We start from the raw sequence: 25,533 nt of genomic DNA, 5'->3' as shown, positions 1-25,533 counted from the left end.
TTTTGAGTGTTTTCGTGCTCTAGCGCTTGATAAATAAGCGCTAATAGCTATCAATTTAGTAGCGTTATCTACGTATCGGCTGGAGCGGCCCGCCCAGCGCCAACACCGGTCGCCGGGCACTCGCCAGCGTCAGTACACCTCGGGCACGTACATCGACGCGGGCACCGGCTGGCGCAGGTACTCGGGGTTGCGCACGCGCTCGGGCAGCACGACGGTGGGGTGCGGCACCTCTTGATACGGCATTTGCGACAGCAGGTGCGCGATGCAATTGAGGCGCGCTTTTTTCTTGTCCACCGCCTGCACCACCCACCACGGCGCCTCGGGGATGTGGGTGCGCTCGAGCATGGTTTCCTTGGCCTTGGTGTAGGCCTCCCAGCGCACGCGGCTTTCCAGGTCCATGGGGCTGAGCTTCCACTGCTTGAGCGGGTCGTGGATGCGGCCCAGAAAGCGCAGATGCTGCTCTTCGTCGGTGATCGAGAACCAGTATTTGACGAGGCGGATGCCCGAGCGCACGAGCATCTTTTCAAACTCCGGCACGCTGCGGAAAAATTCTTCGTACTCGTCGTCAGAGCAAAACCCCATCACCCGTTCCACACCGGCGCGGTTGTACCAGCTGCGGTCGAACATCACGATCTCGCCGGCTGCGGGCAGGTGCGCCACGTAGCGCTGGAAGTACCACTGCGTGCGTTCACGGTCGTTAGGCGCGGGCAGCGCGGCCACGCGGGCCACGCGAGGGTTCAGGCGCTGGGTGATGCGCTTGATCACGCCGCCCTTGCCGGCGGCGTCGCGGCCCTCGAACAGGATCACCACCTTTTCGCGGCTGTGCTGCACCCAGTCCTGCAGCTTGACCAGCTCACCCTGCAGGCGAAACAGTTCCTTGAAATATTGCTGGCGCGCCAGCTTGTCGGCCGGGCTGGGCGCGCCGATGTCATCGACCTCGCGGTCTTCGATCTCCAGTTCCAGCTCCTCGTCGTAGCTGTCGATCAGGTCATTGGCGATGCGTTGCATCAGTTCCTGGGTGTCGAAGGTGTCGTTGTAGAGCATGGGAGGGTTCGAAGGTCGTCGCAAAGACGGCCATGTTGGAGCCCGGCGGTGACGGTATCGTGACAGCGGCGTGACAGCAGCGTGATCTGTCACGCCAGCGTCACAGCCGCACACCACGATGCAGGCCCTGTGTCCACCCCCGCCGCCCCTTCCCCCTCTGGCCAGCCCGCGCTCAACGCCAGCCTCAACTACGGCGGCGACGCCGCAGGCCTCATCTGCGGCTATCTGCTGGGCGAGGATGCAGCGCCCCGCGAGGTCGACTCGGTGCAAGCCGCACAGTGGCTGGCCTTGGCGGGGCCCACCGGCGCCGCAGCACCTGCAGGCGAGTTCTTGTGGCTGCACTTCAACCTGAGCCAGGCGCAGGCCATGCGCTGGATGGAGCGGCACGCCGACCTGCCCGAGGCATTCTTCGATGCGCTCAAGGACCGCTCGGTCTCCACCCGCATCGAGCGCGACGATGACACGCTGATTGCGGTGCTCAACGACGCGCAGTTCGACTTTGCGTTCGAACCCTCGGACATCGCTACGCTGTGGACCAGCGTGGCCCCGCACCTGATGGTGACGGGGCGCACGCGGCCGCTGCGCTCGGTCGACGCACTGCGCACCGCGGTGCGCAGCGGGCAGGCTCCCAACTCCAGCGTGGGGCTGCTGGCCGAGCTCATGCGCACGCAGGCGTCGGGCCTGGTGGACATCGTGCGCGGCGTGACGCAGCGCATCGACGATGTGGAGGACGAACTGCTGGCCGGCCGGCTGGACCACAAGCGCGCCCGGCTGGGTGGGCTGCGGCGGCTGCTGGTGCGCCTGCAGCGGCTGCTGGCGCCCGAGCCGGCGGCGCTGTTCCGCCTGCTGCAGCACCCGCCGGCGTGGATGGGCGCGGACGACGCGCAGGAGCTGCGCGATTCCACCGAAGAATTCTCGGTGGTGCTGCGCGACATGCAGGGCCTGCAGGAGCGCATCAAGCTGCTGCAGGAAGAAATCGCCGCCAGCGTGCAAGAGGCCAACAGCCGCAGCCTGTTTGTGCTCACCGTGGTCACGGTGCTGGCCTTGCCCATCAACATTTTGGCGGGCCTGTTTGGCATGAACGTGGGCGGTGTGCCGCTGGCCGACGACCCGCACGGCTTCTGGATCATCGTGGCGGTGGTGCTGGCCTTCACGGCGGTAGCGGGCTGGCTGGCGCTGCGGGGTGCGCGTGACCGGTGAGACGATGCGGCGGTGCACCGCCGCACAGTGCGGGAGACAGCTGGGCCGATGGGTACGCAGGCATGTCTACAATCCCGCCCCTTGCCCGCTTCCGAATCGCCCGCCCCTGCCATGAACATCGTCGTCAACCCAGAACTCAAAGCCTACATCGAACCCCTGACCCCCGACGAGCACGAGGCCCTGGAGCGCAGCATCCTGTCCGAAGGCTGCCGCGACGCGCTGGTGCTGTGGGGCGATGTGCTGGTGGACGGCCACAACCGCTACGGCATCTGCCAAAAACACGGCCTGCCGTTCCAGACGGTGCAGAACCCGCGCTTCCAGTCGATGGAGGACGTGCACCTGTGGATGATCGACCAGCACCTGGGTCGGCGCAGCGTGTCGGACTTTCAGCGGGGCGTGCTGGCGCTGCGCAAGCGCGAGATCATTGCTGAGCGCAAGGCGCGTGCAGCCATTGCGCCAGAGGCCGGCGAAGCCGCAGGTTCTGTCGACGTCTCAGTGTCGGCTGCTGAATCCACCGCACTGCCCGCACCCGACCCGCTGAACAGCCGCGAAGCCATTGCCAAGGCCGCGCGGCTCAGCAGCAGCCAGGTGGTGATGATCGAGAAGATCCAGAAACAGGCCGCGCCGGAGCTGGTGGCGGCCGTGAAGTCAGGCACCATCTCGATCAACGCTGCAGCGGCTGTGGCCACGCTGCCGGCCGAAGAGCAGGTGGCGGCCGTGGCGGCGGGCAAGGACGAGCTCAAGCAGGCCGCCAAGCGGGTGCGGGAACTCAACAAACGCAAGCCGCGCGAAACACGCGAGGCAGGCGACGAGGGGGCCTCGGAAGACAGCCCTGCCAAAGAAGCGGGGACAGGTGCCGATGAACTGCAGGCCCTGCGCCACCGCGTGGCCGAGCTCACCGCCGAGAACACCGAGTTGCGCAGGCAGCTGTCGCAACTGCAGGCTGCACTGCCGGCGGACAGCCCGCCGTTCTGAGCGGACCGGCTAACTCCGCAATCAGTTGATCAGCGGGTCCACGGCTCAGACTATCAACCGCCGGCGCGCAGTGCGCTCAGCCGGTCAGACACCAAATCAATGTCCAGGCCGTCCTCGACATGGGCAAGGTAGGTTTCGAGGTCGGCCATGGCCTCTGCAGTGTTGCCGCGCTCGGCATGGGCCAGGCCCCGGTCGCGCCACTCGCCCCAGGCTTCTGGCAGCAGCACGATGAGGCGGTCCAGCACACAGATCAGGCGCTGCCAGTCCTGCTGGGTGCGGTGTACTTCCTTCAGGTTGCGCAGCATGCGCGCGATGATGTCGCGCGGCGTGGCCGCCTGAAGGTACAGACCCAGCGGCACGTCGTAGTCGTCCACCAGTCCGTTGCGGCGCTTGTAAGGCTCCAGGCGTTCGGCCAGCTCCTCGCGGCTGAGCGACTGGCCCGAGATCGGGTCGAGCACCACCTGCCCCTTCGGCAGCAGCACCTTGACCATGAAGTGCCCCGGGAACGCAATGCCGCGCGCGTGCAGGCCCAGGCCCTGGGCCAGCTCCATCCACAGCACCGCCAGCGAGATCGGGATGCCGCGGCGCGTGCGCAGCACGGCATTGAGGTAGCTGTTCTCGGGGTCGTAGTAGTTGTTGATGTTGCCGCCAAAGCCCAGGTCGGCAAAAAAGAACTGGTTGAGCGTGCGCAGGCGCTGCAGCGCGGGAGCGTCGGCCGGCAAGCGGCGCTTGATGCGCGCCAGCAGCTGGTCCATGTCGCCCAGCAGCAGCTGCACGTCCACTTCGGGGTATTCGTCCTGGGCCAGGCTGGCAGCCGCTTCGAGCAGCGGAAAGTGGTCATCGCTTTGCACCAGCGATGCAAAGTACTCCAGCGAGGTAGGCAAGGAAAGGCTCAGAGGCATGGCATTGTTGTAAGTGCACCCTGCCGGCGCGTCAAGCCGCAGAAAGCCGGACTTTGCCGGCCTGTTGCCCGCACTGCCGGACTTTACCGCCGCAGGAGCTGGCGCAGCTTGAGGCCAGCAGCCCACAGCGCGCCGAAATACAGCACTGCAGCGGCCACCATGAGGCCTGCCAACAGCCCTATGCGCTTGAGGGTTTGCCCGCGCATGTCAATCCAGTCGAAGTGCTGCGAGCCCCACACCAGCAGCACGGCCAGCAAGGCGCTGGCGGCGATCACTTGCAGCGCAAACTTGCCCCAGCCCGGCTGCGGGTGGTAGCTGCCGCGCCGCAGCAAACCGATCAGCAGCCACAGCGCGTTGACCAGGGCCCCAAGGCCAATCGACAAGGCCAGGCCCGCGTGGTCAATCCAGCGCACGAGGCCGATGTTGAGCAGCTGCGTGATAACCAGCACGGCGATGGCGATCTTGACGGGTGTGCGCACGTCCTGGCTGGCGTAGTAGCCGGGCGCCAGCACCTTGATGGCCACGATGCCGACCAAGCCGGCGCCGTAACCCGACAGCGCCAGAGCGATCTGCCCCACGTCGCGGTCGGTGAGCTTGCCGTAGTGGAACAGCGTGGCCACCAGCGGGGTGGAGAACGTGAGCAGCGCCACCGCACAGGGCACGGCCAGCAGCACCACGATGCGCAGGCCCCAGTCGAGCATGGCTGAGTATTTTTCGCTGTCTCCGGCGGCCTTGGCCGCCGTGAGCTGCGGCGTCAGCACCACGCCCAACGCCACACCGAGCAGCGCAGTGGGGAACTCCATCAACCGGTCTGCGTAGAACAGCCAAGTCACGCTGCCGGGCGCCAGGTACGAGGCGATCTGGGTGTTGATCATCAGCGATATCTGGGCCACGCCCACTCCCAGCACCGCCGGGCCCATGAGCGTGAGCACGCGGCGCACGGCGGGGTCGGCCCAGGCGGCACGCACGGTGCCCCAGGTGATGCCGATGCGTGGCATGAGGCCCAGGCGCACCAGGGCGGGCGCCTGCACCGCCAGTTGCAGCACGCCCCCCAGCATCACCCCGCCGGCCATGGCAAAAATCGGCTCGATACCGCGGGCCTCCAGCTGCGGTGCACCCAGCCAGGCGGCGGCAATCATGCACACGTTGAGCAGCACGGGCGAAGCGGCAGGCACGGCAAAGTGCTTCCAGGTGTTGAGAATGCCGGCCGACAGCGCGACCATGGACATGAAGCCGATGTACGGGAACATCCAGCGCGTCATCAGCACGGCGGCGTCGTAGGCTTCAGGGTTTTGGCGCAGGCCACTGGCCAGCGCCCACACCAAAAGCGGCGCCCCGATCACGCCCAGGATGCAGACCAAAAGCAGCACCCAGGCCAGGGCGGTGGCCACGGCGGAGATGAGCTTGTGCGTGGCTTCTTCGCCCTGCTGCGTCTTGGCAGTGCCCAAAACCGGCACAAAAGCCTGGCTGAAGGCCCCTTCGGCGAACAGCCGGCGGAACAGGTTGGGGATGCGAAAGGCGACCTGAAAGGCGTCGGTGAGGGCGTTGGCCCCGAACATCGAGGCCATGAGCAACTGGCTCATGAGTCCCGTCACGCGGGAAGCCAAGGTCAGGAGGGATACGGTGGAGGCGGCTTTGAGCAGTGACACGGCGGGGAGTGTATTCCCCCTGAGCCGCTGCGCGTCTTCCCCCAGAGGGGGACACACCCGGTGGCCCGGCAAAGCCGGTTCCACGGGTGCGCTCGCGATGGCACTGCGCCGGTTTTTGAGGGTGATGGCGCCTGAAACCCGCACTGGGCTATAATCGCGGGCTTTGCTGGCATCATCCACAGACCCAAGGAATCAAAAACATGGCATCCGCTAAACCAAAGAAGAAGAACCCGCGCCTGGCGTCGGGCCGCAAGCGCGTCCGTCAGGACGTCAAGATCAACGCCGCGAACACCTCGCTGCGCTCCAAATACCGTACCGCTGTCAAGAACGTCGAGAAGGCTGTTCTGGCTGGCGACAAGACCAAGGCGAGCGAACTGTTCGCCAAGATGCAAGCCGTGGTCGACACCGTGGCTGACAAGGGCATCTTCCACAAGAACAAGGCAGCTCGCGATAAGAGCCGTCTGTCGGCCAAGGTGAAAGCCCTGGCACTGGCAGCCGCCTAAACAATCCCCGCCTGCTTCGGCAGGCAAACAGCCCGAACGGCATGTGCCGTTCGCCGTTTGTAACGGGTGCGCTGCCAGCAAAAAAAAACGAACGAACCGCCTCCGGGCGGTTTTTTCGTTTCCGAACGGGATAAAGACCTCTCGGTAGGAACCTAGAGGCCGGGCTTTACGGGGAATTATCAAAAAAGCATAATTATTGGAATTTCATAAAAACCAATAAACCATGACTTTTCGCCGCACCGCCCTCGCCGAGCAGATGGCAACGCAACTGCTCCGGCCCTCGTTCCTGGACACGTCGCTGCGCTCGGGCCTGTTCCTGTCGGGCCAGCGGCGGGTGGGCAAAACCACGTTTCTGGCCACCGACCTGATCCCTGCGCTGGAAGCGCTGGGCGCCATCGTGGTCTATGTCGACTTGTGGAGCCAACCCCAGGCCAACCCCGCAGACCTGGTGCACGAGGCCATTCGCAAGACGCTCAAGGAACTGCAGACACCCGGCTCGGGCATCCTCAAGCGGCTCAAGCAGGTCACCAGCGTCGAAGCGGGTGCAGCGGGGTTCAAGTTTGGCTTCAAGCTCTCGGATGTGGGCAAGGACGACGGCGCCAGCCTGGCCCGGGCGTTTGAAGAACTCATCGACCAGGCCCGGACCGATGTGGTGCTCATCGTGGACGAGGTGCAGCACGCACTGGGCAGCACCGACGGCGACCACCTGCTGCACGCGCTGAAAGCCGCGCGTGACGCGATCAACACCCGCCCAGGCACACCCGGTTATTTCCTCTTCATCGGCACCGGCTCGCACCGTGCGCGGGTGCAAGAGCTCACGCTCAAGGGCAACCAGGCCTTCAACGGCGCGGTGACCAACGAGTTTCCGGTGCTGGGTCGCGACTTCATCGACTACGTACTCGCGCAGGTGCGCCCCCAGTTGGGTCCCATGTTGCCCTCGGCCGACGTGGCCGAGGCCGCGTTTCGCAGCATGGGCAGCCGGCCCGAGGAGTTGATGAAGGCCCTCAACGTGCTGCGCAGCCTGCCCCCGGACGCCGTGCCCAATGAGCACCTGCCCACCATCGCGCAGTCATTGGGTGCGGCGGCGGCCGACGTGGAGCTGCAAAAGGTGGAAGCCATGGGCCCGCTGGCCGAGGCGGTCTTCTCGCGTATCTGCAGCATCGGCGGCGATGTGAAGGGCGTGTTCACCGGCGAGGCCCTCAAGGCGTACGCGGCGCAGATCGGACGCGATGTCACGGCCCAGGAGGTGCAGGGCATCATCGGCATGATGACCTCGGCCAACCTGCTCATGCGCGTGAAACACGGGCACTATGGCGTGACGGATCCGTTTGTGGAGAAAGCCTGGATGACCCGGCTGCAGGCCGACCACCTGTTGCGCGCCAGTCCTGGCGGCCCTGGATCAGGGTCTCAGCGGACCTAAGGCCAAGTACAGGACCCGAGAGACGTCAGCCCTTGGCGGGCGGGTCGGGCAGCAGGCAGGCCTCAGCCACCTGCAGGTCGTTGTCCCGCGCAAAGTTGATGACGAAGTCCCAGGCCATGGGCTCGTGGTCGCGCAGATCCCGGTGCACCACCACACATTTGACGCCGTTCAGCGTGGTCGGAATGCACCACGGCGAATAGCTCAGATGGCTGCCAGGCCGGGCTCCGCCAGGACGAAAGCTGCTCATCACACCGGCCAACCGCTCGGCCCAATCACTGGGGCGAAAGGTCTTCCCGTCTTGGGTAATGCCCTGGATGAAGACTTCTTTGGAGGAGGGGGAAACCATCGGATGGAAGTGGTAGTGGGGCGCGGGCAAGGCAGGATCGCTGCTTGCTGCACTGCAGCGCGCATTCTAACTCTTATATAAGAGCTGAGGCTCACAATCCACATGGCGGAGTGCAAAACCACGGCAAGCACAGCCCAGCAGACCGCATTGCAGTAATGCGCAATCGTCAACAGCCGTTCATCGGGCTCCCCCTAGAATCGTGCTTCGCTTTATCGGGCCTGCGGCCACAAGCCGCCCCATCACCGTACCGTCTGGAGATTTCTGCATGACCGCTTCCACCCTGGCAGCCTCGCCCCACCTGATGAACACCTATGGCCGCGTCCCTATCGCGCTGGCCCGTGGTCAGGGCTGCCGAGTCTGGGATGTGAACGGCAAGGAATACCTCGATGGCCTGGGCGGCATCGCCGTGAATACGCTGGGCCACAACCACCCCCGGCTCGTGCCTGCGCTGCAGGACCAGATCACCAAGCTGATCCACACCTCCAACTACTACCACTCGCCCCTGCAAGAAGCCCTGGCGGCCAAGCTGGTGGAGCTGTCGGGCATGCAGAACGTGTTCTTCTGCAACTCGGGCCTCGAGGCCAACGAAGCCGCGCTCAAGATCGCCCGCAAATACGGCGTGGACAAGGGCATCGCCAAGCCCGAGATCGTGGTGTACGAGAAGGCCTTCCACGGCCGCTCGATCGCCACCATGTCGGCCACCGGCAACCCCAAGATCTACAACGGCTTCGGCCCGCTGGTCGAAGGCTTTGTGCGCGTACCGCTGAACGACATCGAAGCCATCAAGAAGGCCACCGAAGGCAATCCGAACGTGGTGGCCGTGTTCTTCGAGACCATCCAGGGCGAAGGCGGGATCAACGGCATGCGGGTGGAATACCTGCAGCAGCTGCGCAAGCTCTGCGACGAGCGCGGCTGGCTCATGATGATCGACGAGGTGCAGTGCGGCATGGGCCGCACCGGCAAGTGGTTCGCCCACCAATGGGCGGGCATCGTGCCCGACGTGATGCCCCTGGCCAAGGGCCTGGGCTCGGGCGTGCCGATTGGCGCCGTGGTGGCTGGCCCCAAGGCCGCCAATGTGCTGCAGCCGGGCAACCATGGCACGACCTTTGGCGGCAATCCACTGGCGATGCGCGCCGGGGTCGAAACCATCCGCATCATGGAAGAAGACGGCTTGCTGCAGCACGCGGCCACCGTGGGTGCGCACCTGCGTGCCGCCCTGCAGCGCGAACTGGGCAGCCTGCCCGGCGTGAAGGAAATCCGCGGCCAGGGCCTGATGCTGGGCATCGAACTCGACAAGCCTTGCGGCGCCCTGATCGGCCGCGCGGCCGAGGCCGGCCTGCTGCTGTCGGTCACAGCAGACACCGTGATCCGCCTGGTGCCCCCGCTGATCCTCACCATTGCCGAGGCCGACGAGATCGTCGCCAAACTGACCCCGCTGGTCAAAGCCATCCTGGCTGAATGAATAAAAGCACCCCCGCCATGACGACGACGCTGAAACATTACCTGCAGTTCAACGACCTCAACGCCGACGAATACGCCTACCTGTTCGAGCGCGCCGCGCTCATCAAGAAGAAGTTCAAGGCGTATGAAAAGCACCATCCACTCGTGGACCGCACGCTGGCCATGATCTTCGAGAAGGCCAGCACGCGCACCCGCGTGAGCTTTGAGGCCGGCATGTACCAGCTCGGCGGCTCCGTGGTGCACCTGACCACCGGCGACAGCCAGCTGGGCCGCGCCGAGCCCATCGAGGACAGCGCCAAGGTGATCAGCCGCATGGTCGACCTGGTGATGATCCGCACCTACGAGCAAGCCAAGATCGAAAGCTTCGCCGCCAACTCGCGCGTGCCGGTCATCAACGGCCTGACGAACGAATACCACCCCTGCCAGATCCTGGCGGACATCTTCACGTACATCGAACACCGCGGCGCCATCAAAGGCAAGACGGTGGCCTGGGTGGGCGACGGCAACAACATGGCCAACACCTGGCTGCAGGCCGCCGCGCTGCTGGGCTTCAAGGTGCATGTGAGCACCCCCCGCGGCTACGAAATTGATGAGAAATTGGCCGTTAGCGCTGGTGGAATAAGCGCTGATAGCTATAAATTTTATAGCAACCCTCTGGAGGCCTGCCAAGGCGCGGACCTGGTGACCACCGATGTGTGGACCAGCATGGGCTACGAGGCCGAGAACGAAGAACGCCGGCTTGCCTTTGCCGACTGGTGCGTAGACGCCGAAATGATGGCCGCCGCCAAGCCGGACGCGCTGTTCATGCACTGCCTGCCCGCGCACCGAGGCGAAGAGGTGGAAGCCGATGTGATCGACGGGCCGCAGTCGGTGGTCTGGGATGAAGCGGAAAACAGGATGCACGTGCAAAAGGCACTCATGGAGTACCTTTTGCTCGGCCGCGTCGCATGAAATGCAGCGCGGTGGCGCGCCAGCGCCAGCAGACTGTGTCGGCGCAGGCTCATGTCCGCAACGCGGACGTGAAGCAGTCGAGGACTGCGTGCCGCCGCCAAAATCGCATGCGCGTGCAAAAGGCGTTGATGGAATACCTGCTTCTGGGCAAGGTGGCCTGAGCTCCAAAGTCAGATGCCGTGGCGCCGCCAACCTGCCCATAGCGCCGAACTGTTGGCGCACTGGCAAGCCTTGGGCCAGGCGCTTGATCGAGACACGCCCGCTTGGCGCGCCGAGGGCCGCCGCCTCGTCCTGAGCTGGTCCCACTGGCCCCGCGCGTACCACGACACCACCCACCTTTGGGCCTGCCTGCGGCACCTGCAGGCGGTGCAAGACCAGTTGCCCTGCGTTCTGAGTGATCCGCACGCGGTGGCCCTCGCCCTGTGGTACCACGACGCGATCTATTGGCCGTGGAGCCAGCACAACGAGGAGCGCAGTGCCGACTGGGCGGTGCGCTTTCTGCGCAGCCAGCAGTTGCCTCCGGCGCTGGCGCAGACCGTGCACCAGCACATCCTGGACACGCGCCACACCCCAGGCCCGCTGACCGGCGATGCGCAATGGGTTGTCGATATCGACCTGGCGGTCCTGGGCCAAAGCGACGCGGTGTACCGGCAGTTCGAATACAACGTGCGGCGCGAATATTTCTTCGTGCGCTGGCCACGCTATGTAGCGGGGCGCACTGCGGTGTTACAGGGGTTCCTTGATCGGCCGCGCATCTACGGCACCGACTGGTTTCAGGAGCGCTACGAGACGCAGGCACGCACCAACCTCCGCAATGCATTGAGCGCGCTGCAGGCCAGAACGCTCTACGCGTAAACCAGCCGTCAGTCGCAGGGTTAAAAGCGCTTGCATTCCTCGGTGACCTGAATGGAGGTCAGCGTGTTCTCGCCCTCCACATGCCGGGCGGTGAACTTCACCCAAGCTCCTGCTGGTAGGCCAGCCAACAGCGCGCCATCAGGCACCCTGAACGCCTGCGTCGTGAAGGGAAGCTTGGCACGCGGCAGCAACTTCAAGCGGACGTAGAGCTTGCCCCCTGCGTCCTGCTCAACGGACACCAGACGGGCACGAGTGAACACTGGGACTGCCTGACCAGACGGAGAAGTGGCCTCAGGCGACACAGCGGGCTGCGCCGCGGCGGCATTGGCCGCAATGGCCACGATGGCGGCTGCGGCAAGTGCCGCACCCCTCAGCGCGGGGACCCACATCCCAAGCCCCAACCTCATCTCTTTCCATTGCGCCATCACACCGCCCTCCTGCGCCATGCCTTGACTGGACGGCACATCAAAACGCCCACGCCCCCAACTGGTAGTAGTCAAACCCGCTGGTGCGCCCGCCCAGGCACTGCGCCAGGAAGTCCTCGGTCTTGCGGTACATCGTGAGGTTGTTGGTCCATTTCTGATTGCCATGGCCGTCGCCCGTAAAGGTGACGTACTGCACGTCCTTGCCCGCCTTGCGCAGGGCGGCCACCATCCATTCAGACTGCTCCAGCTTCACGCGCGGATCGTTCACGCCATGCATGATGAGGATCGGTTTTTGCGCATGCTGGGCCCGGTACAGCGGCGACTTGGCATCCATGCGCGCGCGGTCCTCCGGCACGGCCGGGTTGCCGACATAGCGGTGCCACCACGGCAAGCCCAGCTCCCAATACGGCGGCGCAGCTTCCAGCAGGCGGGCGATGTCCGTCACGCCCACCACACCCACCGCACAGGCAAAAACCTCGGGCGTGAAGGTGGCGCCGACCAGGGCCGAGTAGCCACCGTAGCTGGCGCCGTAGATCGCCACGCGCTGCGGGTCGGCCACCCCGCGCTCTACCGCCCAGCGCACACCATCGACCAAGTCGTCGTGCATGCGGCCCGCGAACTCGCCCATGGCTTTCTCCATGTGCGCGCGACCGTAACCGCTGGAACCCCGGTAGTTGACCTGCAGCACCGCATAGCCGCGGTTGGCCAAAAACTGCTGCATCGCGCGGCTCGTGGCTCCGTCACCCCAGCGGTCGCGCGCCCACGGACCGCCATGCACTAGCAGCACCATCGGCAGCCGCTGCTGCTGCACAACGCCCTGGGGCAGCGTCAGGTAGCCATGCATGGGGAGCCCGTCACGCGCCGTGAAGGTGATGGGCTCCGTCGGTGCAAGGTCCTTGGAAATCAGGCTCAGCCGGTTCTCACCCAGAAACTTGGGCTCTTGGCCATCCCGCAGCAGGTAGTTGCGGGTGCCCCGGTCGGTCGCCACCGCCACGGTGAGCACCCTGTCGGTATGGTCTGCGCTGGTCACCAGAACCTCGGCGGGCTGATAGCCTGCCAGCGCAGACAGCCGCGCATCGAGCGCGGGGTCAAACACCTTGCGCGCTGGATAGCCCGGCATGGAGTACGCCACCAGCGGCTCGCGCGTGCGCCGGCTCAGCGTCACGTTGTCCAGGTCCACATCGGGCGATGCGTACACCAGCTCCTCGGCGCCATTGGTCAGATCAAGCCGCACCAGCGCGAGCTTGTCGCGGCCCCGGTTGGACAGCGCCCAGGCTTTGCGCCCCTGGTCGTGCAGGCCGAAGAGGTTCAGGGTCTCCCAGCGGCTTCGCTGCGTCACGACCTGCCACGTGCCAGGCTCCGCGCCTGGGCTTTCCAGCAAGGTCTGATCGCCCTGGAGCCGCGCACGCACGCGCAGCTGTCCACTGACATCCACGCCCCACCAGCTGACGTTGCCGGGGTTGGTAGCCAGCAGCACGGGCGCACCCCCCGCCGGGTTCACGCGGTACAGATCAAACACCTTCTTGTCGCGCTGGTTGGAGGTGACGATGAAGTCGCCAGAGCCCTCCACGGCTTCTGAGAAATGCGCCACCGAGCGCGGCGCCGGCATCAGCTCGCGCAAATCCGTGCCGGGCCCTTCGACAGGGCCGGCATAGATGCGGGTGTTCTCGTCTCCCGTAGGGTCGGCCGTGATGCCGAGCCAGCGGCTATCAGCGCTGAAGCGAATGGACCGCGCCCGAATGCGGAACGCCTTGGCATCGCCGCCGTCGATGGACTGGATCCAGATCGCGGGAACCACGCCGTCCGTGCCAAACCACGCGATGTGCTGGCCATCTGGCGACACCCGGTACCCGCCCGTGGACTGCCGGCTCGCCACGAAGTCGCGCACCGGGATCAGCTCGGGCAGCGGCGCGCCGGCCAACGCAGGGTGCGATGGCCCGGTGGCGCAGCCCGCCACCAGCACACATGACAACACCACGCCCCACAAACCGATAAATCTCGACTGCATCTAGAACCCCCTCGTTGGATGCCGCCATTGTGGGAGGCCGCGCCTTAAGCCCAGCCAAAGGCTGGCGCGTCGGCGTCCCTGCAAGCCGCTTATGACCTCGCGAAGCCGGGCAGCTCACGCTCCAGCAGCGGCCGCCGCTGGCGCACAGTGCCGCGGTTCTGCTGCGTCCAGTGGTCGTCCGCCGCCCACGCGCAGCGGACAGTGGCGCCCGGGTTTATTGCCGGCTCAATCCCTATCGAGCCCGCCAGTGCGCAGACAGCGCCAAGCCACAGTGCGGGCTGGATAAAAGGGCGCGTCTGGCGGAGAACGCGCGGGATGGAGACACAGGCTGGGGTGTCCAAGCCCGGGTGGTAGCGATGCATCATGGCATTGTTGAGTGCCCCACCTTTGCCGATGCCAAAGGCTCACCGCAACAGGTTGCACCTGCGCTACATCACGCCGGCAGCTCCCCCCTTCAACGCCGCTACAGCGCCCGCGTACGCTCTTCCATCGCCTGCACCACCGCCACCATGTCGGCCTGCCCGAGCCCCATGGCCGCGGTTTGCGCAAAGAGTGCGTGGCACACATCCAGCAGCGGCGATGCCAGCTGCGCATCGCGCGCGGCTTGCGCCACCAGCTGGTTGTTCTTGAGCACATCGTGGATGGCGGCCTGCACCTCGAAGTCGCGCGCGACCAGCTTGGCGAGCTTGACCTGCGACACGCTGCTGGCCATGGGGCCAGCATCCAGCACCGAGCGGAACAGCTCCATGTCGAGCCCCTGCTGGGCCGCAAAGTGCGCGGCCTCGCACAGCCCTGTGACCATGGTGATGAGAAAGAGATTGACCGACAGCTTCATGAGCAGCGCAGACGGCACGGCCCCGCAGGCAAAGGTGGTGCGGCAGATCGGCGCCAGCAGCGGCTGCACGGCCGCCACGCTGGCCGCGTCGCCCGCGAGCATGCCAACAAGCTGCCCGGCCTCGGCCGGTTTGCGCGAGCCCGATACGGGTGCTTCGACATAGCGGCCACCCGCCACCAGGATGTCTTTCTCCAGGCCCTTGGAGTACGCAGGCGACGTGGTCCCCATGTGCACGATGGTGCGGTTGCTCACCTGGCCGGCAAACGCGCGCGTGCCACGCTGCAGCGCCTCGTCCATCGCCTGTTCATGGGCCAGCATAAGAATGATGACCTGCGCGTTCTCGCAAACCTCGGCAGGGGTGGACGCCACCCGCGCGCCGGCGGCACGCAAGGTTTCGCATTTGTCGGGCGACCGGTTCCACACCCACAGCGGGGTGTTTGCGCGCGCAAGATTCAGGGCCATGGGCAGCCCCATGACGCCGAGGCCAATAAATCCGATGTGCATGGTGAGCTCTTCTTTCTTTCAGTGAGGGTTGGACTGTGCAGCGCCAGACGTTGATCGCCCTGGTGGGGCGCGGCCCGGCCGGCGCTGCGCCGCACTCTACCCAAAGCCCGCCCGTGCCGCCATCCGGTGCAGTCCCTCCCGCGGTTCTTTGGCGTCGCTTAAGCCGCCACCGGCCACAATCGCGCGATGCACATCCTGCTGATCGAAGACGACCTGGACCTCGGCCGCGCGCTGCAGTCGGCCCTGAAGGTGGAGGGCCTGACCAGCGAGTGGCTGCGCCGCGCCGTGGATGCGCCCGCCACGGTCGATGCGACCACGGTGGACTGCGTGCTGCTCGACCTGACATTGCCCGATGGCAGCGGGTTCGATCTGCTCGCGCGCTGGCGAGCCCAAGGCGAGCAGGTGCCCATCATCGTGATCACCGCGCGTTCGGCGGTGGAGGACCGGCTGGCCGGGCTGGATGGCGGAGCGGACGACTTTGTGGTCAAGCCCTTTGCGACGGCCGAGCTGATGTCGCGCATCCGCGCCGTGCTGCGCCGCAGTGCCCGGCAGGCCAGCGAGCGCTGGGTGCTGGGCGAGCTGGTGATCGAGCCGCGTCGCCACCAGGCGCAGCGGGCCGGCGAGGCGCTGGACCTGTCGCCGCGGGAGTTTCAACTGCTGCTGGAGCTGGCGCGCGAGCCCGGCGCCGTGGTGCCCAAAGGCGTGATCGCGCAGCGGCTCGACCCCCTGGGCGAGCCGGTGGACTTTGGCGCCATTGAAGTGCATGTGTCCAACCTGCGCCGCAAGATTGGTCCGGAGCTGATCCGCACCGTGCGCGGCGTGGGCTATCTGCTGCAGGCATGAACCGGGCCATGTTCATTCCACACAAGCTGCGTAGGCTTTGGAAAAGGCTGACAGAACCCACGCTGGTGCGTCGTAGCGTGGTGTCAGTCACGGTTGCTTTCCTACTCGTGTGGGCGGTGCTGCTGAGCTACAACTTCATAAATTACAAGCACACCGTCACCAACGAACCGGGCCTGCAGAAATACGGCGATGCCGTGCTGGTTTCTCTGAAAGACGTGAACGAGCCCGCGCTGGCAGCCGCGGCCATGTCCTCTACCGACATCTGGACCAACATTCGCCGCCGTGAGTTCGGCATGCTGCCGGGCGTGTCGCTGTACGAACTGCGCAATGCGCAGGGCGGGCTGGTGTTTGCATCACCCGGCTGGCAGCATCTGCCCCCGCTCCCGCAACGCCCGCTTGACGGCAGCATTACAGAGACCACGGCCAACGAGCAGGTCTACCGCATCTACGCCGGGCGCAACGACCGCTGGATGTTGACCATTGCCGATCCCAAACGCAGCGACGCGGCCTTTCTGACGCGCAACGCCCGCACGCTCATCCCCTACCTGTTGCTGGCCGCGCCCTTTGTGCTGCTGCCCGTGTGGCTGTCGGTGCGTACCGGTCTGCGCCCGCTGCAGCAACTGGCCCAGCTGATCGCCCAGCGCGACCGGGACGACTTGCAGCCCGTAGGCTTCAACGCCCGCCACCGCGAACTCAAGCCGCTCGAACAATCGCTCGACCACCTTTTCGCCCAGCTGCGCCAAAAGGTCGAACGCGAACGCGCCTTTGTGCAGGACGCGGCCCACGAGATCCGCACGCCCCTGGCCGTGATCACGGCGCAAGCGCATGTGATGGCACGCTCGCAAAGCGAGGACGAGCGCACACAGGCCCAGGGGCACCTGGAGCAGGCCATAGCACGCACCTCGCACCTCGCGCAGCAACTGCTGGACCTGGCCGCGCTTGACGAGGCGCAGCGCCCCGCGCCACGCGACCTGGACGTGGCGCAGTGGCTGCGCGCAGCCCTGGCACAGGCAGCACCGCAAGCGATGGCGCGGCAGATCGAGCTGTCGCTGGACGCGCCGGACAACCTGCCCACGCGGCTGGACCTGCCGGCGCTCGAATCCATCGCGCACAACCTCATCGACAACGCGGTGCGTTATGTACCGGCGGGCGGCAATGTGGCACTGACCCTGCGGCATGAGGGCGGGGTGCTGCATCTGGCGGTGCAGGACGATGGGCCGGGCATTCCAGTGACTGAACGCAGTCGGGTGTTCGAACGCTTTTACCGCGGCCTGGGCCACGCGGCCAACGGGTCGGGCCTGGGCCTGGCCATCGTGCGGCAGGCCGTGCTGCGCATGGGCGGGCAAGTGCACGTGGGCGATGGACTGAACGGTGCGGGCGTGGGGTTCTTCGTTAGCATTCCCCTCCCGCACGCTGGCTGACGAGCCCTTTCAACGCCCACTCGCGCAGCCGCATCCCCAAAACAACCGCGACCTACCTACCTGCATGTCCCCATGTCCGACGCCATCCACCCCTGCCTGACTTGCGGCGCCTGCTGCGCCAGCTTTCGCGTCGACTTTGCGGTGGAAGAAATGCAGGAGCTGGGCGGCACGGTGCCGGGCGGGCTGGCGGTGGAGGTGACCAGCAGCACCTGTCGCATGCGCGGCACCGACCACGTGCCCGCGCGCTGCGCAGCGCTCACCGGCACGGTGGGCGTGAAGGCAGCCTGCGGCATCTACGAATGGCGCCCTTCGCCCTGCCGCGAGTTCGAAGCCGGCGACCACGCCTGCCACCGCGCGCGCATGCGGCATGGGCTGCCGGCGCTGCCAGAAGGCCTGATCTTCTGAAAGCGCAGGGCAAATCGGTTGCCGACATCGCGGCAAAAAGGCTGATCGTTTAGGCCTCAACAAAATGCATCAGGTGTTGGAAATAACCGACACCACGGGTTTTGAGGGACATGCAAACTTTGTCCCATGCGAACCAGCCCTTCTTCTTCCACCACCCGCAGGCTCTGGGACATTTCGCCGCCCGTGCATGCGGGCAGCCCCGTGTTTCCGGGCGACACGGCCTACAGCCAGCAGTGGTGCGCCACCATCGGGCCCGGCTGCCCGGTGAATGTGAGCACCATCACGCTGTCGCCCCACGTGGGCGCGCATGCCGATGCGCCCCTGCACTACGACGAGCACGGCGCCAGCATCGGCGATGTGTCGCTCGACGCCTTTCTGGGCCCCTGCCGCGTGATCCATGCCATCGCACATGGGCCGCTCATCACCTGGGACCACATCGCCCACGCGGTAGATGCCTCCCTGCCGCAGCGCGTGCTGGTTCGCACTTACGAGCGCATGCCGGTGGACCACTGGGACGGCGCCCTGGCGGCCTATGCCCCCGACACCATCGAGCGCCTGGCCGACCGGGGCGTGCTGCTGGTGGGCATCGACACCGCCAGCATCGACCCGGCCGACAGCAAGACGCTCGACAGCCACCAGGTAATCCGCCGCCGCGGCCTGCGGGTGCTGGAGAACCTCGTGCTCGACGATGTGCCCGAGGGCGACTACGAGTTGATCGCCCTGCCGCTCAAGCTGACCACCGCGGATGCGTCGCCCGTGCGCGCTGTCCTGCGGGCGCTGTAATTCACCGATTTCAAGCCTTTTTGGCCTCTATCGCTTTTTCCATAAGCGCTAGCAGCTATCAAAACAGAAGCAAACCTTTTCGCCAGCCATGACCACCACCCTTCAAGACTGCCGCGCGCTCGACGCGCAAGACCCCATCGCCCCGCTGCGTGAGCACTTCACGCTGCCTGCGGGCGTGATCTATCTCGACGGCAACTCGCTGGGCGTACTGCCCAAAGCCGCAGCCGCCCGCGTGGCCGATGTGGTCACCCGCGAATGGGGCACCGACCTCATCCAATCCTGGAACACCGCGAGCTGGTTCGATCTGCCCCAGCGCCTGGGCAACCAGCTGGCCCCGCTGATCGGCGCGGGCCAGGACGAGGTGGTCTGCACCGACAGTACGTCCATCAACCTCTACAAGGTGCTGAGCGCGGCGCTCAACATCGCCCGCGAAGACAACCCCGCGCGCAAGCGCATCGTGAGCGAGCGCAGCAACTTCCCCACCGACCTGTACATCGCCGAAGGCCTGTGCAAGGAGCGTGGGCTGGAGCTGGTGCTGGTAGAGCCTGAGGAGATCACTGCGGCGCTGACGAGCGACGTCGCCGTGCTGATGCTCACCCACGTGAACTACCGCACCGGCGCCATGCACGACATGGCCGCCATCACGGCCGCCGCGCATGCCCAGGGCATCCTGTGCGTGTGGGACCTGGCGCACAGCGCGGGCGCGGTGCCCGTCGATCTGAACGGCGCGGGCGCCGACTTCTCCATCGGCTGCGGCTACAAATACCTGAACGGCGGGCCGGGCGCTCCGGCGTTTGTGTGGGTGCACCCGCGCCACGCCAATCGCTTCTGGCAGCCCCTGTCGGGCTGGTGGGGCCACGCGGCGCCATTTGCCTTCACCCCCGACTACAAACCCGCACCGGGCATCACGCGCTACCTGTGCGGCACCCAGCCCATCATCAGCCTGTCGGCATTGCAGTGCGGGCTGGATGTGTTCACCGCCGCGGAAAACCTGGGCGGCATGGCCGCGCTGCGCACCAAGTCGCTGGCGCTCACCGACCTGTTCATAAAGCTCGTGGAAGAGCGCTGCGCAGGCCACGGCCTGGGCCTGGCCACGCCGCGCGACCATGCCCAGCGCGGCTCGCAGGTGTGCCTGACGCGCGACGAAGGCGCGGGCGTCAACGGCCAGGGCAGCGGCGCCTACGCCATCGTGCAGGCGCTGATCGCACGCGGCGTGATTGGCGACTTCCGCAAGGGCGACGGCGGCAAGGGTCCGCACAAGGACATCCTGCGCTTTGGCTTCACGCCGCTGTACATCGGTTTTGAAGACGTGTGGAATGCGGTGGAGCATCTGCGCAAGGTGCTGGAGAGTGGCGACTGGCAAAAGCCGGAGTTCAACCAGACCCACGCGGTGACCTGAGGCCTGTTGGTAGCCAAAAAACACCTCAACCCGTTCACACTGAGCTTGTCGAAGTGCCTCGCAAGGCTTCGACAGGCTTAGCCCGAACGGCTCTGATTGATCGAGCGCTCCGTGTGACACGGCGCGAACGCAGGAGACCACCATGTGCCCCTTTTCCCAAACCACCGTTCCCGCCAGCGACACGCCGGCCGCCGCCCTGCCCGAATCCATCGTGCAAGAGGAGCGCGCCCAGCTCGACTTCAGCCAGTCGATGAGCTACGGCGACTACCTGCAGCTCGACGCCATCCTCACCGCGCAAAAGCCGCTGTCGCCCGCGCACGACGAGATGCTGTTCATCGTGCAGCACCAGACCAGCGAGCTATGGATGAAGCTCATGCTGCACGAGCTGCGCGCGGCCATTGCGCACATCGCCAACGACGAACTGCAGATGGCTTTCAAGATGCTGGCGCGCGTCTCCAAGATCATGGAGCAGCTGGTGCACGCCTGGGATGTGCTGGCCACCATGACGCCGCCCGAATACACCGCCATGCGCCCCTACCTGGGCCAGTCCAGTGGGTTCCAGAGCTACCAGTACCGCAGCATCGAATTCGCCCTGGGCAACAAGAACCGCGCCATGCTCAAGCCCCACGAGCACCGCGCTGACCTGCTGGCCCAGGTGCAGGCCGCGTATGAAGCGCCGTCGCTGTACGACGAAGCGCTGCGCCTGCTGGCGCGCCGCGGCATCCCCGTGCCCGCCAGCCATACGGAGCGCGACTGGACGCAGCCCTACGCAGAGAGCGACGGCGTGGAGCAGGCCTGGCTGGTCGTGTACCGCAACCCCAAGGAGCACTGGGACCTGTACCAACTGGGCGAGGAACTCACCGACCTGGAAGACGCGTTCCGCCTCTGGCGCTTTCGGCACGTGACGACGGTGGAGCGGGTGATTGGCTTCAAGCGCGGCACGGGCGGCACCGGCGGCGTGAGCTACCTGCGCAAGATGCTGGACGTGGTGCTGTTCCCCGAGATCTGGAAGCTGCGCACGGACCTGTGAGCGGCTGCGGCCGGTGAAAAGCGCATAAAAATAGCCGCCAGCGCTTGATACGCAAGCACGGGCAGCTATTGTTTTTGACGTGTTGCCACACCACTGGTGTGCACGCCAGACCCGCGCAGGCGGGCCGAAAACGGGGTGCGGTTTACTTGCCGCCCGCCACCATCATGGGGCGGTTGCTGCGGCACCAGATCGGTGCCAGGTGCCCGATCTGGATCGTCAGTTCGTTGCCTTTGCCCAGCACGGTCGTCGGGCCGTTGCTGTAGGCATAACCGGTCTCGGCGGCTTGCTTGGGCAGGTCTACCGTCCAGCCGCTGCGCAGCAGGACGCCCATGCCTTGGTCGGGGAAGAACTGCATCTCCACCTTTTCGCCGTTGCCGCACGCAAACTGCATGCTGCTGCGGTCTGTGGGCTCACTGAAAGCCTGCAGCGCAGGCGGCTGGCTTGCGCAGCCCGTCAACATCAACGTGGCCAGCGCACCCGAACTCAGCAAAACCATCTTCTTCATCAGTCACTCCTGACATCGCGGTGCACCCTGCGGCACACCCGACAACTTTCAACGGCTGGGCCCCTGCATACAACGGCCCTGAGGCCACATAAGCACGAACCCTGCCACTGCCAAAAACACCTGCACCACCTGCTGGCGAGAGACCGAAACCAGCGACTCCAGAACCATGTACACCACCCGGTGCAGGGCACGTTTGCTAGATTGCCCCAGCGCCCGGGGCCCGTCATTGGGGTGATCCCCACGTCGAGAGCCCCCTCTAAAGTCTGCCGCCGGGCTGTGGCGCGCCCGTGACGGTGCTGGGGGACCCGAACCGGCCCGCATTGGGTGCATGCGCCGGCACAATGGTTTGCCCAGCTGCTGCATTGCGAGCACTTGTTGAAAAGAAAGCAGGGTTTGGCAGGCACCGCGTACGGGCCGTCGGCAGATCAGGACATACCCTAGGAGCCTGCGCGGCAGAAGGAGCATCGGCTGCAACGCGCGACAAACCGGTCTCGTGCAGTTCTACCCCCTGCGTCCAGGGGCCCACCCTGGGCTTGTCGGTAGCACCGCACGATCCTCGGTTTTCGCGCGTTTCGCTTCGATGCCTTCTGCCGCGCAAGCTCCTAGGGAGCCTCTGTGCGGACCGTCTAGAGGGGCAACTCAGGCCCGAAACAGCGTGTGATCCAAGTCAACCCGTCCACTGGCTGCGGGCATTGCTGCCCCATTTGCCTGGCAATCCACCCGCAGCGACAGCCCCCTCCGCATCTGCAGGTACCCTCGACAGACAAACAGACCGACCGCGGCCATCGCCCCAGCGTCGTGTTGTGTGGAGACCCAATACCTTGCAGGCGCCCTCTTCTTCCCCGACCTCCCCGACCTCCCCGGCCTCCTTGACCTCCCTGACCTCCCTGACCTCCTCGATGCCCCAACCGCCTTCCCCGCCATTGCAGCCCTCCGCCGCATGGGCCATGCTGCTCGCGCTGGTCTCCGGCTTTGCGCTGAGCCAGGCGTTTCGCACCATCACGGCGATCATGGCCACCGGGCTCCGGGCGGAGTTCGGCCTGTCGGCCCAGGCGCTGGGCGTGTTTGCGGGCGCCTTTGCATTTGCATTCGGCGCCATGCAGCTTTTCATGGGCGTGGGGATCGATCTGTACGGCGTGCGGCGCACGCTGCTGGTGGCGTTTCCGCTCACCATTGCAGGCTCGCTGCTGTCGGCGCTGGCGCCCGGCTATGGCGGCGTGCTGCTGGGGCAGGTGTTGATTGGCGTGGGCTGCGCGCCGGCGTTTCTGGTGTGCACGGTGTTCATTGCGCGCTACTTTCCGGCCAGCCGGTTTGCGATGGTGTCGGGCGTGGCGATGGGGGTGGGCGGGCTGGGCATGCTGTTCACGGGCACGCCGCTGGCGTGGCTGGTGCAGCAGTCGTCCTGGCGCATGGGCTTTGCCGTGCTGGCGGGCGCGGCCACGCTGGCCTGGCTGCTGATCTTCTGGAAGGTGCATGAGCCCGCCCAGCCCGTCGGCAGTGACCAGGGTGCACACAGCACGCCCCCGCCCCGCGAGTCGATCGGCGCTGCGGTGCGCGGCTTTGGCGCGCTGTTTTTGCTGCCGCACACGGCCGGCATCATGCTGCTGGCGCTGATGACCTATGCGTCGTTTCTCACGCTGCGCGGGCTGTGGCTCGGGCCGCTGTTGATCGAGCGGCATGGCTACTCCCTGGTGGCCAGCGGCAACGTGGCCATGCTGTCGTCGCTGGTGTCGCTGTTCACCCCGGCCCTGTTTGGACGGTTGGACCCCGGCCCCGGGCGGCGGCGCCGCTGGATCACCGGCTTTACAGTGCTGCTGGCGGCCCTGTTTGGCGCGGTGGGCCTGCTGCACGCCGAATGGCTGGACGTGGGCGGCTCGATTGCGGTGGGCCTGTTGTCGGGCTACATGGTGCTGCAGTACGCGGACGTGCGCTCGTCCTACCCCGCGGCCATGACGGGGCGCGCCATGGCGGTCTTCACCATGGCGCTGTTCCTGGGTGTGGCGCTGATGCAGTGGGTGACCGGGCTGGCCGCGTCGCTGGCGGCTGCGCGCGGCGCAGACCCGTATGTGGCGGTGATGCTCACCATCGCCGGCATGCTGGCTGCGGGCGCGTTTGCCTTCAGGCTTCTGCCTGCGCCTTCGCGCTGACCCGCGGGTTGCGCTTAGCGCTCATCTGGCCAGGCCCCGGTGGACAAACAGCCAGGCCGGCACCCCGCACCCGCCACCACTGCAGCACGCCAAACAGCAGCTCAAAGAAGGTAAAGCCCAGCACGATGGCGTTGGCGCCGTGGGTCACGGCATAGATCTGCCACGCCGCAAACAGAAACCGCGCCAGCCCATCGAGCCGGCCCAGCAGCAGGGTGGGTGCGGCGATGCGCGCGATGGACCACACCACCACGACCGAGCCCAGCAGGTTGGCGAACAGCATGTGGGTGCTGTCGAGCGGGTGCAGCATGCCGGGCAAGGCCAGCGCCTGGGCCAGCCCTTGGAGCTGCGCGTAGAGCCAGGCAAAGGTCCAGGGCAGTGCAAACGGCCAGGTGACGAACAGGTCGTACCAGCCGCTGGCGCGCACGATGCGCAGGTAGCGCGGTTCTGAAAATGCAGGTAGCGTGGCGGTAAAGGTGGCCATGGCGTGCGGTCATCAAAGTGAAGGAGGCCCCGAGCTTCGAGCCTGAAGTACGCTTCAGGGTCAAGCACTTTTTTATCTGGGCCACCGCATGAACCTCATCCAGTTGACCGACCTGCAACCCGCCGACATCCGCCACATCTGGTCGCTGGTAGGCGATGCACCTGGCCCCGCGTTGAACGGCACCGTGGCCTGGTCGTTCGAGGGCAACGGCGTGCGCACGCGCACCACGTTCATCGAGGCGTTCCGGCGGCTGGGCCTGGCGTTCACCGAGCTGCCCAACCTGCTCAAGACCGGCGAGCGGCCCGAGGACCTGGCCGGTTATCTCGACCCGTTCTATGTGTTGTATGTGGTGCGCGAGTCCGGCCACCCGCTGATTTCGGCTTTTGCCGCGGCGTCGCGGCGGCCGGTGATCAACGCGATGTCGGCCCAGGGCCACCCTTGCGAGGTGCTGACCGATGCGTACTACGTCGACACCAAAATCAAACCGCTGCAGGAAGCGCGGGTGTGCCTGTGGGGGCCCAGCACCAATGTGTTCCGCTCGTGGCACGAACTGGCGCAGGTGTTGGAGTTCGAACTGGTGCAGGTGTGCGACCGGCGTTTTCATGAGGCGCTGCCCCACGTGGCGTTTGTGGAGCCCGAGCATCTGCCAAGCGCGGTGGATGTGGTGATCACCGACAGCTGGCCGGCCAGCGCCGAGGCCGATGCCACCACGCAGACCGACCTGATGCCCTTGACCGAAGAACACCTGGCCACGATGGGCAACCCGGCCCTGCTGCCCACGCCGCCCTTCACCCTGGGCCGCGAGCTGACGGTGGACCCCGTCGACTACCCCGGCTTTGTGGGCCACGCGCAAAAGGAGCTGCTGCTGCCGGTGCAGATGGCCATCGTGCGCTGGGTCCTTGCCTCAGCATCGGCGGCCGAAGCACAAGCCGCTGCCGGCACCCACCACCGCGGAGCCCCCCATGCTGATCGGTGAACTGGCCACCGCTTCGGGCCTGAGCCGCGAGGCGCTGCGCTTTTACGAACAGCAGGGCTTGATCCGCGCGCAGCGCCTGGCCAACGGCTACCGCGACTACCCGCCCGAGGCGGTGATGCTGGTGCAGTACATCCGCACCGCGCAGCAGCTGGGTTTTACGCTGGCCGAGATTGGCGACCGCCTGCCCGACATCTGGGACGCGCCCGACCCCGCGCCCATGCTGGCCCAGGTGCTGGCCGGCAAGCTCGGCGAGATCGACGCGCGCATCGCCGCACTGCAGGCCCTGCGCCAGACACTGGCCGAGCGCGTGGCCACCGATTGCCCACTGCGCGCGGTGGGGCCGTTCTGAGGCGTCTGCTCCGCCGAAATTTCAAGCCAAAATGGGCTCCAGCGCTTGATTGATAATCTTATTTAGCTATCAAATACATAGCAAATCAACATAGCCAGCGGCAAACCCACGCCCGA

General features: G+C 66.0%; 25 protein-coding genes. 16 read left to right on the top strand and 9 right to left on the bottom strand.

Going from position 1 to position 25,533, the window contains the following annotated elements; all coding sequences use genetic code 11:
• Positions 1 to 129: 129 nt before the first annotated feature.
• A complete protein-coding gene (ppk2, locus tag ACSQ3Q_RS06540; RefSeq protein WP_436133596.1) occupies positions 130 to 1,044 on the bottom strand; it encodes a polyphosphate kinase 2 in 915 nt (304 codons plus the stop codon).
• Between the two features lie 129 nt (positions 1,045 to 1,173).
• Here ppk2 and ACSQ3Q_RS06535 point away from each other — a divergent pair, with 129 nt between their 5' ends.
• Positions 1,174 to 2,244: a transporter gene (locus ACSQ3Q_RS06535; protein ID WP_436133595.1), complete on the top strand. Its 1,071-nt coding sequence runs from the start codon at positions 1,174 to 1,176 to the stop codon at positions 2,242 to 2,244.
• Positions 2,245 to 2,355: 111 nt separating this feature from the next.
• Complete coding sequence (locus ACSQ3Q_RS06530; RefSeq protein WP_436136949.1) at positions 2,356 to 3,219, top strand: plasmid replication/partition related protein; 864 nt, start codon at positions 2,356 to 2,358, stop codon at positions 3,217 to 3,219.
• A 53-nt stretch (positions 3,220 to 3,272) separates the two neighbouring features.
• Here ACSQ3Q_RS06530 and ACSQ3Q_RS06525 read toward each other — a convergent pair whose 3' ends face one another.
• Both ACSQ3Q_RS06525 and murJ read right to left on the bottom strand, forming a co-directional pair.
• A complete protein-coding gene (locus ACSQ3Q_RS06525) occupies positions 3,273 to 4,121 on the bottom strand; it encodes a SirB1 family protein (RefSeq protein WP_436133594.1) in 849 nt (282 codons plus the stop codon).
• An 83-nt stretch (positions 4,122 to 4,204) separates the two neighbouring features.
• Entirely contained in the window at positions 4,205 to 5,770 is a 1,566-nt protein-coding gene (gene murJ, locus ACSQ3Q_RS06520) for a murein biosynthesis integral membrane protein MurJ (protein ID WP_436133593.1), read from the bottom strand.
• Between the two features lie 200 nt (positions 5,771 to 5,970).
• On the opposite strand from murJ, the gene rpsT reads away from it, so the two are divergent.
• Together rpsT and ACSQ3Q_RS06510 are read left to right on the top strand one after the other, a co-directional pair.
• On the top strand, positions 5,971 to 6,273 hold the full coding sequence (gene rpsT / locus ACSQ3Q_RS06515; RefSeq protein WP_436133592.1) for a 30S ribosomal protein S20: 303 nt from the start codon (positions 5,971 to 5,973) through the stop codon (positions 6,271 to 6,273).
• A gap of 223 nt (positions 6,274 to 6,496) precedes the next feature.
• The gene (locus ACSQ3Q_RS06510) at positions 6,497 to 7,693 is read left to right on the top strand and encodes an AAA family ATPase (protein ID WP_436133591.1); all 1,197 of its coding nucleotides are present in this window, start codon (positions 6,497 to 6,499) and stop codon (positions 7,691 to 7,693) included.
• Between the two features lie 25 nt (positions 7,694 to 7,718).
• Here ACSQ3Q_RS06510 and ACSQ3Q_RS06505 read toward each other — a convergent pair whose 3' ends face one another.
• On the bottom strand, positions 7,719 to 8,039 hold the full coding sequence (locus ACSQ3Q_RS06505) for a DUF3579 domain-containing protein (RefSeq protein WP_436133590.1): 321 nt from the start codon (positions 8,037 to 8,039) through the stop codon (positions 7,719 to 7,721).
• A 265-nt stretch (positions 8,040 to 8,304) separates the two neighbouring features.
• Between ACSQ3Q_RS06505 and ACSQ3Q_RS06500 the strand changes: the two genes are divergently transcribed.
• The 3 genes from ACSQ3Q_RS06500 to ACSQ3Q_RS06490 all read left to right on the top strand — a co-directional run bounded on the left by ACSQ3Q_RS06500 (position 8,305) and on the right by ACSQ3Q_RS06490 (position 11,306).
• Positions 8,305 to 9,501 carry an aspartate aminotransferase family protein gene (locus tag ACSQ3Q_RS06500; RefSeq protein WP_436133589.1) on the top strand — a complete coding sequence of 399 codons (1,197 nt, stop codon included), beginning with the start codon at positions 8,305 to 8,307 and terminating at the stop codon, positions 9,499 to 9,501.
• A gap of 17 nt (positions 9,502 to 9,518) precedes the next feature.
• Positions 9,519 to 10,451: an ornithine carbamoyltransferase gene (argF, locus tag ACSQ3Q_RS06495; RefSeq protein ID WP_436133588.1), complete on the top strand. Its 933-nt coding sequence runs from the start codon at positions 9,519 to 9,521 to the stop codon at positions 10,449 to 10,451.
• A 174-nt stretch (positions 10,452 to 10,625) separates the two neighbouring features.
• The gene (locus ACSQ3Q_RS06490; protein WP_436133587.1) at positions 10,626 to 11,306 is read left to right on the top strand and encodes an HD domain-containing protein; all 681 of its coding nucleotides are present in this window, start codon (positions 10,626 to 10,628) and stop codon (positions 11,304 to 11,306) included.
• Between the two features lie 20 nt (positions 11,307 to 11,326).
• On the opposite strand, the gene ACSQ3Q_RS06485 is transcribed toward ACSQ3Q_RS06490, so the two are convergent.
• From ACSQ3Q_RS06485 to ACSQ3Q_RS06475, 3 genes are all read right to left on the bottom strand, one after another.
• Positions 11,327 to 11,731, bottom strand: a complete 405-nt coding sequence (locus ACSQ3Q_RS06485; protein WP_436133586.1) for a copper-binding protein — start codon at positions 11,729 to 11,731, stop codon at positions 11,327 to 11,329.
• A 40-nt stretch (positions 11,732 to 11,771) separates the two neighbouring features.
• Entirely contained in the window at positions 11,772 to 13,739 is a 1,968-nt protein-coding gene (locus ACSQ3Q_RS06480; protein ID WP_436133585.1) for a S9 family peptidase, read from the bottom strand.
• A 463-nt stretch (positions 13,740 to 14,202) separates the two neighbouring features.
• Entirely contained in the window at positions 14,203 to 15,078 is an 876-nt protein-coding gene (locus ACSQ3Q_RS06475; protein ID WP_436133584.1) for an NAD(P)-dependent oxidoreductase, read from the bottom strand.
• A gap of 186 nt (positions 15,079 to 15,264) precedes the next feature.
• Here ACSQ3Q_RS06475 and ACSQ3Q_RS06470 point away from each other — a divergent pair, with 186 nt between their 5' ends.
• From ACSQ3Q_RS06470 to kynA, 6 genes are all read left to right on the top strand, one after another.
• On the top strand, positions 15,265 to 15,921 hold the full coding sequence (locus ACSQ3Q_RS06470; protein WP_436133583.1) for a response regulator transcription factor: 657 nt from the start codon (positions 15,265 to 15,267) through the stop codon (positions 15,919 to 15,921).
• 8 nt (positions 15,922 to 15,929) lie between these two features.
• Positions 15,930 to 17,342, top strand: a complete 1,413-nt coding sequence (locus ACSQ3Q_RS06465; protein WP_436133582.1) for a sensor histidine kinase — start codon at positions 15,930 to 15,932, stop codon at positions 17,340 to 17,342.
• A 72-nt stretch (positions 17,343 to 17,414) separates the two neighbouring features.
• Complete coding sequence (locus tag ACSQ3Q_RS06460) at positions 17,415 to 17,747, top strand: YkgJ family cysteine cluster protein (protein ID WP_436133581.1); 333 nt, start codon at positions 17,415 to 17,417, stop codon at positions 17,745 to 17,747.
• Between the two features lie 126 nt (positions 17,748 to 17,873).
• Positions 17,874 to 18,530 (top strand): arylformamidase, encoded by a 657-nt coding sequence (gene kynB / locus ACSQ3Q_RS06455; protein WP_436133580.1) that lies wholly within the window; start codon positions 17,874 to 17,876, stop codon positions 18,528 to 18,530.
• Positions 18,531 to 18,618: 88 nt separating this feature from the next.
• Entirely contained in the window at positions 18,619 to 19,929 is a 1,311-nt protein-coding gene (kynU, locus tag ACSQ3Q_RS06450; RefSeq protein ID WP_436133579.1) for a kynureninase, read from the top strand.
• A 142-nt stretch (positions 19,930 to 20,071) separates the two neighbouring features.
• Entirely contained in the window at positions 20,072 to 20,959 is an 888-nt protein-coding gene (kynA, locus tag ACSQ3Q_RS06445; protein WP_436133578.1) for a tryptophan 2,3-dioxygenase, read from the top strand.
• Positions 20,960 to 21,101: 142 nt separating this feature from the next.
• On the opposite strand, the gene ACSQ3Q_RS06440 is transcribed toward kynA, so the two are convergent.
• Positions 21,102 to 21,464 (bottom strand): MliC family protein, encoded by a 363-nt coding sequence (locus ACSQ3Q_RS06440; RefSeq protein WP_436133577.1) that lies wholly within the window; start codon positions 21,462 to 21,464, stop codon positions 21,102 to 21,104.
• An 899-nt stretch (positions 21,465 to 22,363) separates the two neighbouring features.
• On the opposite strand from ACSQ3Q_RS06440, the gene ACSQ3Q_RS06435 reads away from it, so the two are divergent.
• Positions 22,364 to 23,611 (top strand): MFS transporter, encoded by a 1,248-nt coding sequence (locus ACSQ3Q_RS06435; RefSeq protein WP_436133576.1) that lies wholly within the window; start codon positions 22,364 to 22,366, stop codon positions 23,609 to 23,611.
• Here ACSQ3Q_RS06435 and ACSQ3Q_RS06430 read toward each other — a convergent pair.
• Positions 23,583 to 24,092, bottom strand: coding sequence for a hypothetical protein (locus tag ACSQ3Q_RS06430; RefSeq protein WP_436133575.1), 510 nt, complete (start codon positions 24,090 to 24,092; stop codon positions 23,583 to 23,585). The genes ACSQ3Q_RS06435 and ACSQ3Q_RS06430 overlap by 29 nt on opposite strands.
• An 88-nt stretch (positions 24,093 to 24,180) precedes the next feature.
• On the opposite strand from ACSQ3Q_RS06430, the gene ACSQ3Q_RS06425 reads away from it, so the two are divergent.
• Both ACSQ3Q_RS06425 and ACSQ3Q_RS06420 read left to right on the top strand, forming a co-directional pair.
• On the top strand, positions 24,181 to 25,068 hold the full coding sequence (locus ACSQ3Q_RS06425) for an ornithine carbamoyltransferase (RefSeq protein ID WP_436133574.1): 888 nt from the start codon (positions 24,181 to 24,183) through the stop codon (positions 25,066 to 25,068).
• Positions 25,055 to 25,417, top strand: coding sequence for a MerR family DNA-binding protein (locus ACSQ3Q_RS06420; protein WP_436133573.1), 363 nt, complete (start codon positions 25,055 to 25,057; stop codon positions 25,415 to 25,417). The genes ACSQ3Q_RS06425 and ACSQ3Q_RS06420 overlap by 14 nt, the downstream gene beginning before the upstream one ends.
• The last annotated feature ends 116 nt before the right edge of the window (positions 25,418 to 25,533 follow it).

It is taken from the genome of Acidovorax sp. LjRoot129 (assembly GCF_964253765.1).
Classification (GTDB): Bacteria; Pseudomonadota; Gammaproteobacteria; order Burkholderiales; family Burkholderiaceae_C; genus Acidovorax.
The sequence above is the reverse complement of the archived record's forward strand: the minus strand, read 5'-3'. Positions and strand labels throughout refer to the sequence as shown.

Coding starts and splice junctions, on each gene's coding strand:
- ACSQ3Q_RS06420 (WP_436133573.1), top strand. CDS start 25,055: ATGCTGATCGGTGAACTGGCCACCGCTTCGGGCCTGAGCCGCGAGGCG.
- ACSQ3Q_RS06465 (WP_436133582.1), top strand. CDS start 15,930: ATGTTCATTCCACACAAGCTGCGTAGGCTTTGGAAAAGGCTGACAGAA.
- ppk2 (WP_436133596.1), bottom strand. CDS start 1,044: ATGCTCTACAACGACACCTTCGACACCCAGGAACTGATGCAACGCATC.
- rpsT (WP_436133592.1), top strand. CDS start 5,971: ATGGCATCCGCTAAACCAAAGAAGAAGAACCCGCGCCTGGCGTCGGGC.
- ACSQ3Q_RS06510 (WP_436133591.1), top strand. CDS start 6,497: ATGACTTTTCGCCGCACCGCCCTCGCCGAGCAGATGGCAACGCAACTG.
- ACSQ3Q_RS06485 (WP_436133586.1), bottom strand. CDS start 11,731: ATGGCGCAATGGAAAGAGATGAGGTTGGGGCTTGGGATGTGGGTCCCC.
- ACSQ3Q_RS06435 (WP_436133576.1), top strand. CDS start 22,364: ATGCCCCAACCGCCTTCCCCGCCATTGCAGCCCTCCGCCGCATGGGCC.
- ACSQ3Q_RS06505 (WP_436133590.1), bottom strand. CDS start 8,039: ATGGTTTCCCCCTCCTCCAAAGAAGTCTTCATCCAGGGCATTACCCAA.
- ACSQ3Q_RS06500 (WP_436133589.1), top strand. CDS start 8,305: ATGACCGCTTCCACCCTGGCAGCCTCGCCCCACCTGATGAACACCTAT.
- ACSQ3Q_RS06490 (WP_436133587.1), top strand. CDS start 10,626: ATGCCGTGGCGCCGCCAACCTGCCCATAGCGCCGAACTGTTGGCGCAC.
- argF (WP_436133588.1), top strand. CDS start 9,519: ATGACGACGACGCTGAAACATTACCTGCAGTTCAACGACCTCAACGCC.
- ACSQ3Q_RS06470 (WP_436133583.1), top strand. CDS start 15,265: ATGCACATCCTGCTGATCGAAGACGACCTGGACCTCGGCCGCGCGCTG.
- kynA (WP_436133578.1), top strand. CDS start 20,072: ATGTGCCCCTTTTCCCAAACCACCGTTCCCGCCAGCGACACGCCGGCC.
- ACSQ3Q_RS06430 (WP_436133575.1), bottom strand. CDS start 24,092: ATGGCCACCTTTACCGCCACGCTACCTGCATTTTCAGAACCGCGCTAC.
- ACSQ3Q_RS06480 (WP_436133585.1), bottom strand. CDS start 13,739: ATGCAGTCGAGATTTATCGGTTTGTGGGGCGTGGTGTTGTCATGTGTG.
- ACSQ3Q_RS06530 (WP_436136949.1), top strand. CDS start 2,356: ATGAACATCGTCGTCAACCCAGAACTCAAAGCCTACATCGAACCCCTG.
- ACSQ3Q_RS06460 (WP_436133581.1), top strand. CDS start 17,415: ATGTCCGACGCCATCCACCCCTGCCTGACTTGCGGCGCCTGCTGCGCC.
- kynB (WP_436133580.1), top strand. CDS start 17,874: ATGCGAACCAGCCCTTCTTCTTCCACCACCCGCAGGCTCTGGGACATT.
- ACSQ3Q_RS06425 (WP_436133574.1), top strand. CDS start 24,181: ATGAACCTCATCCAGTTGACCGACCTGCAACCCGCCGACATCCGCCAC.
- ACSQ3Q_RS06440 (WP_436133577.1), bottom strand. CDS start 21,464: ATGAAGAAGATGGTTTTGCTGAGTTCGGGTGCGCTGGCCACGTTGATG.
- kynU (WP_436133579.1), top strand. CDS start 18,619: ATGACCACCACCCTTCAAGACTGCCGCGCGCTCGACGCGCAAGACCCC.
- ACSQ3Q_RS06475 (WP_436133584.1), bottom strand. CDS start 15,078: ATGCACATCGGATTTATTGGCCTCGGCGTCATGGGGCTGCCCATGGCC.
- ACSQ3Q_RS06525 (WP_436133594.1), bottom strand. CDS start 4,121: ATGCCTCTGAGCCTTTCCTTGCCTACCTCGCTGGAGTACTTTGCATCG.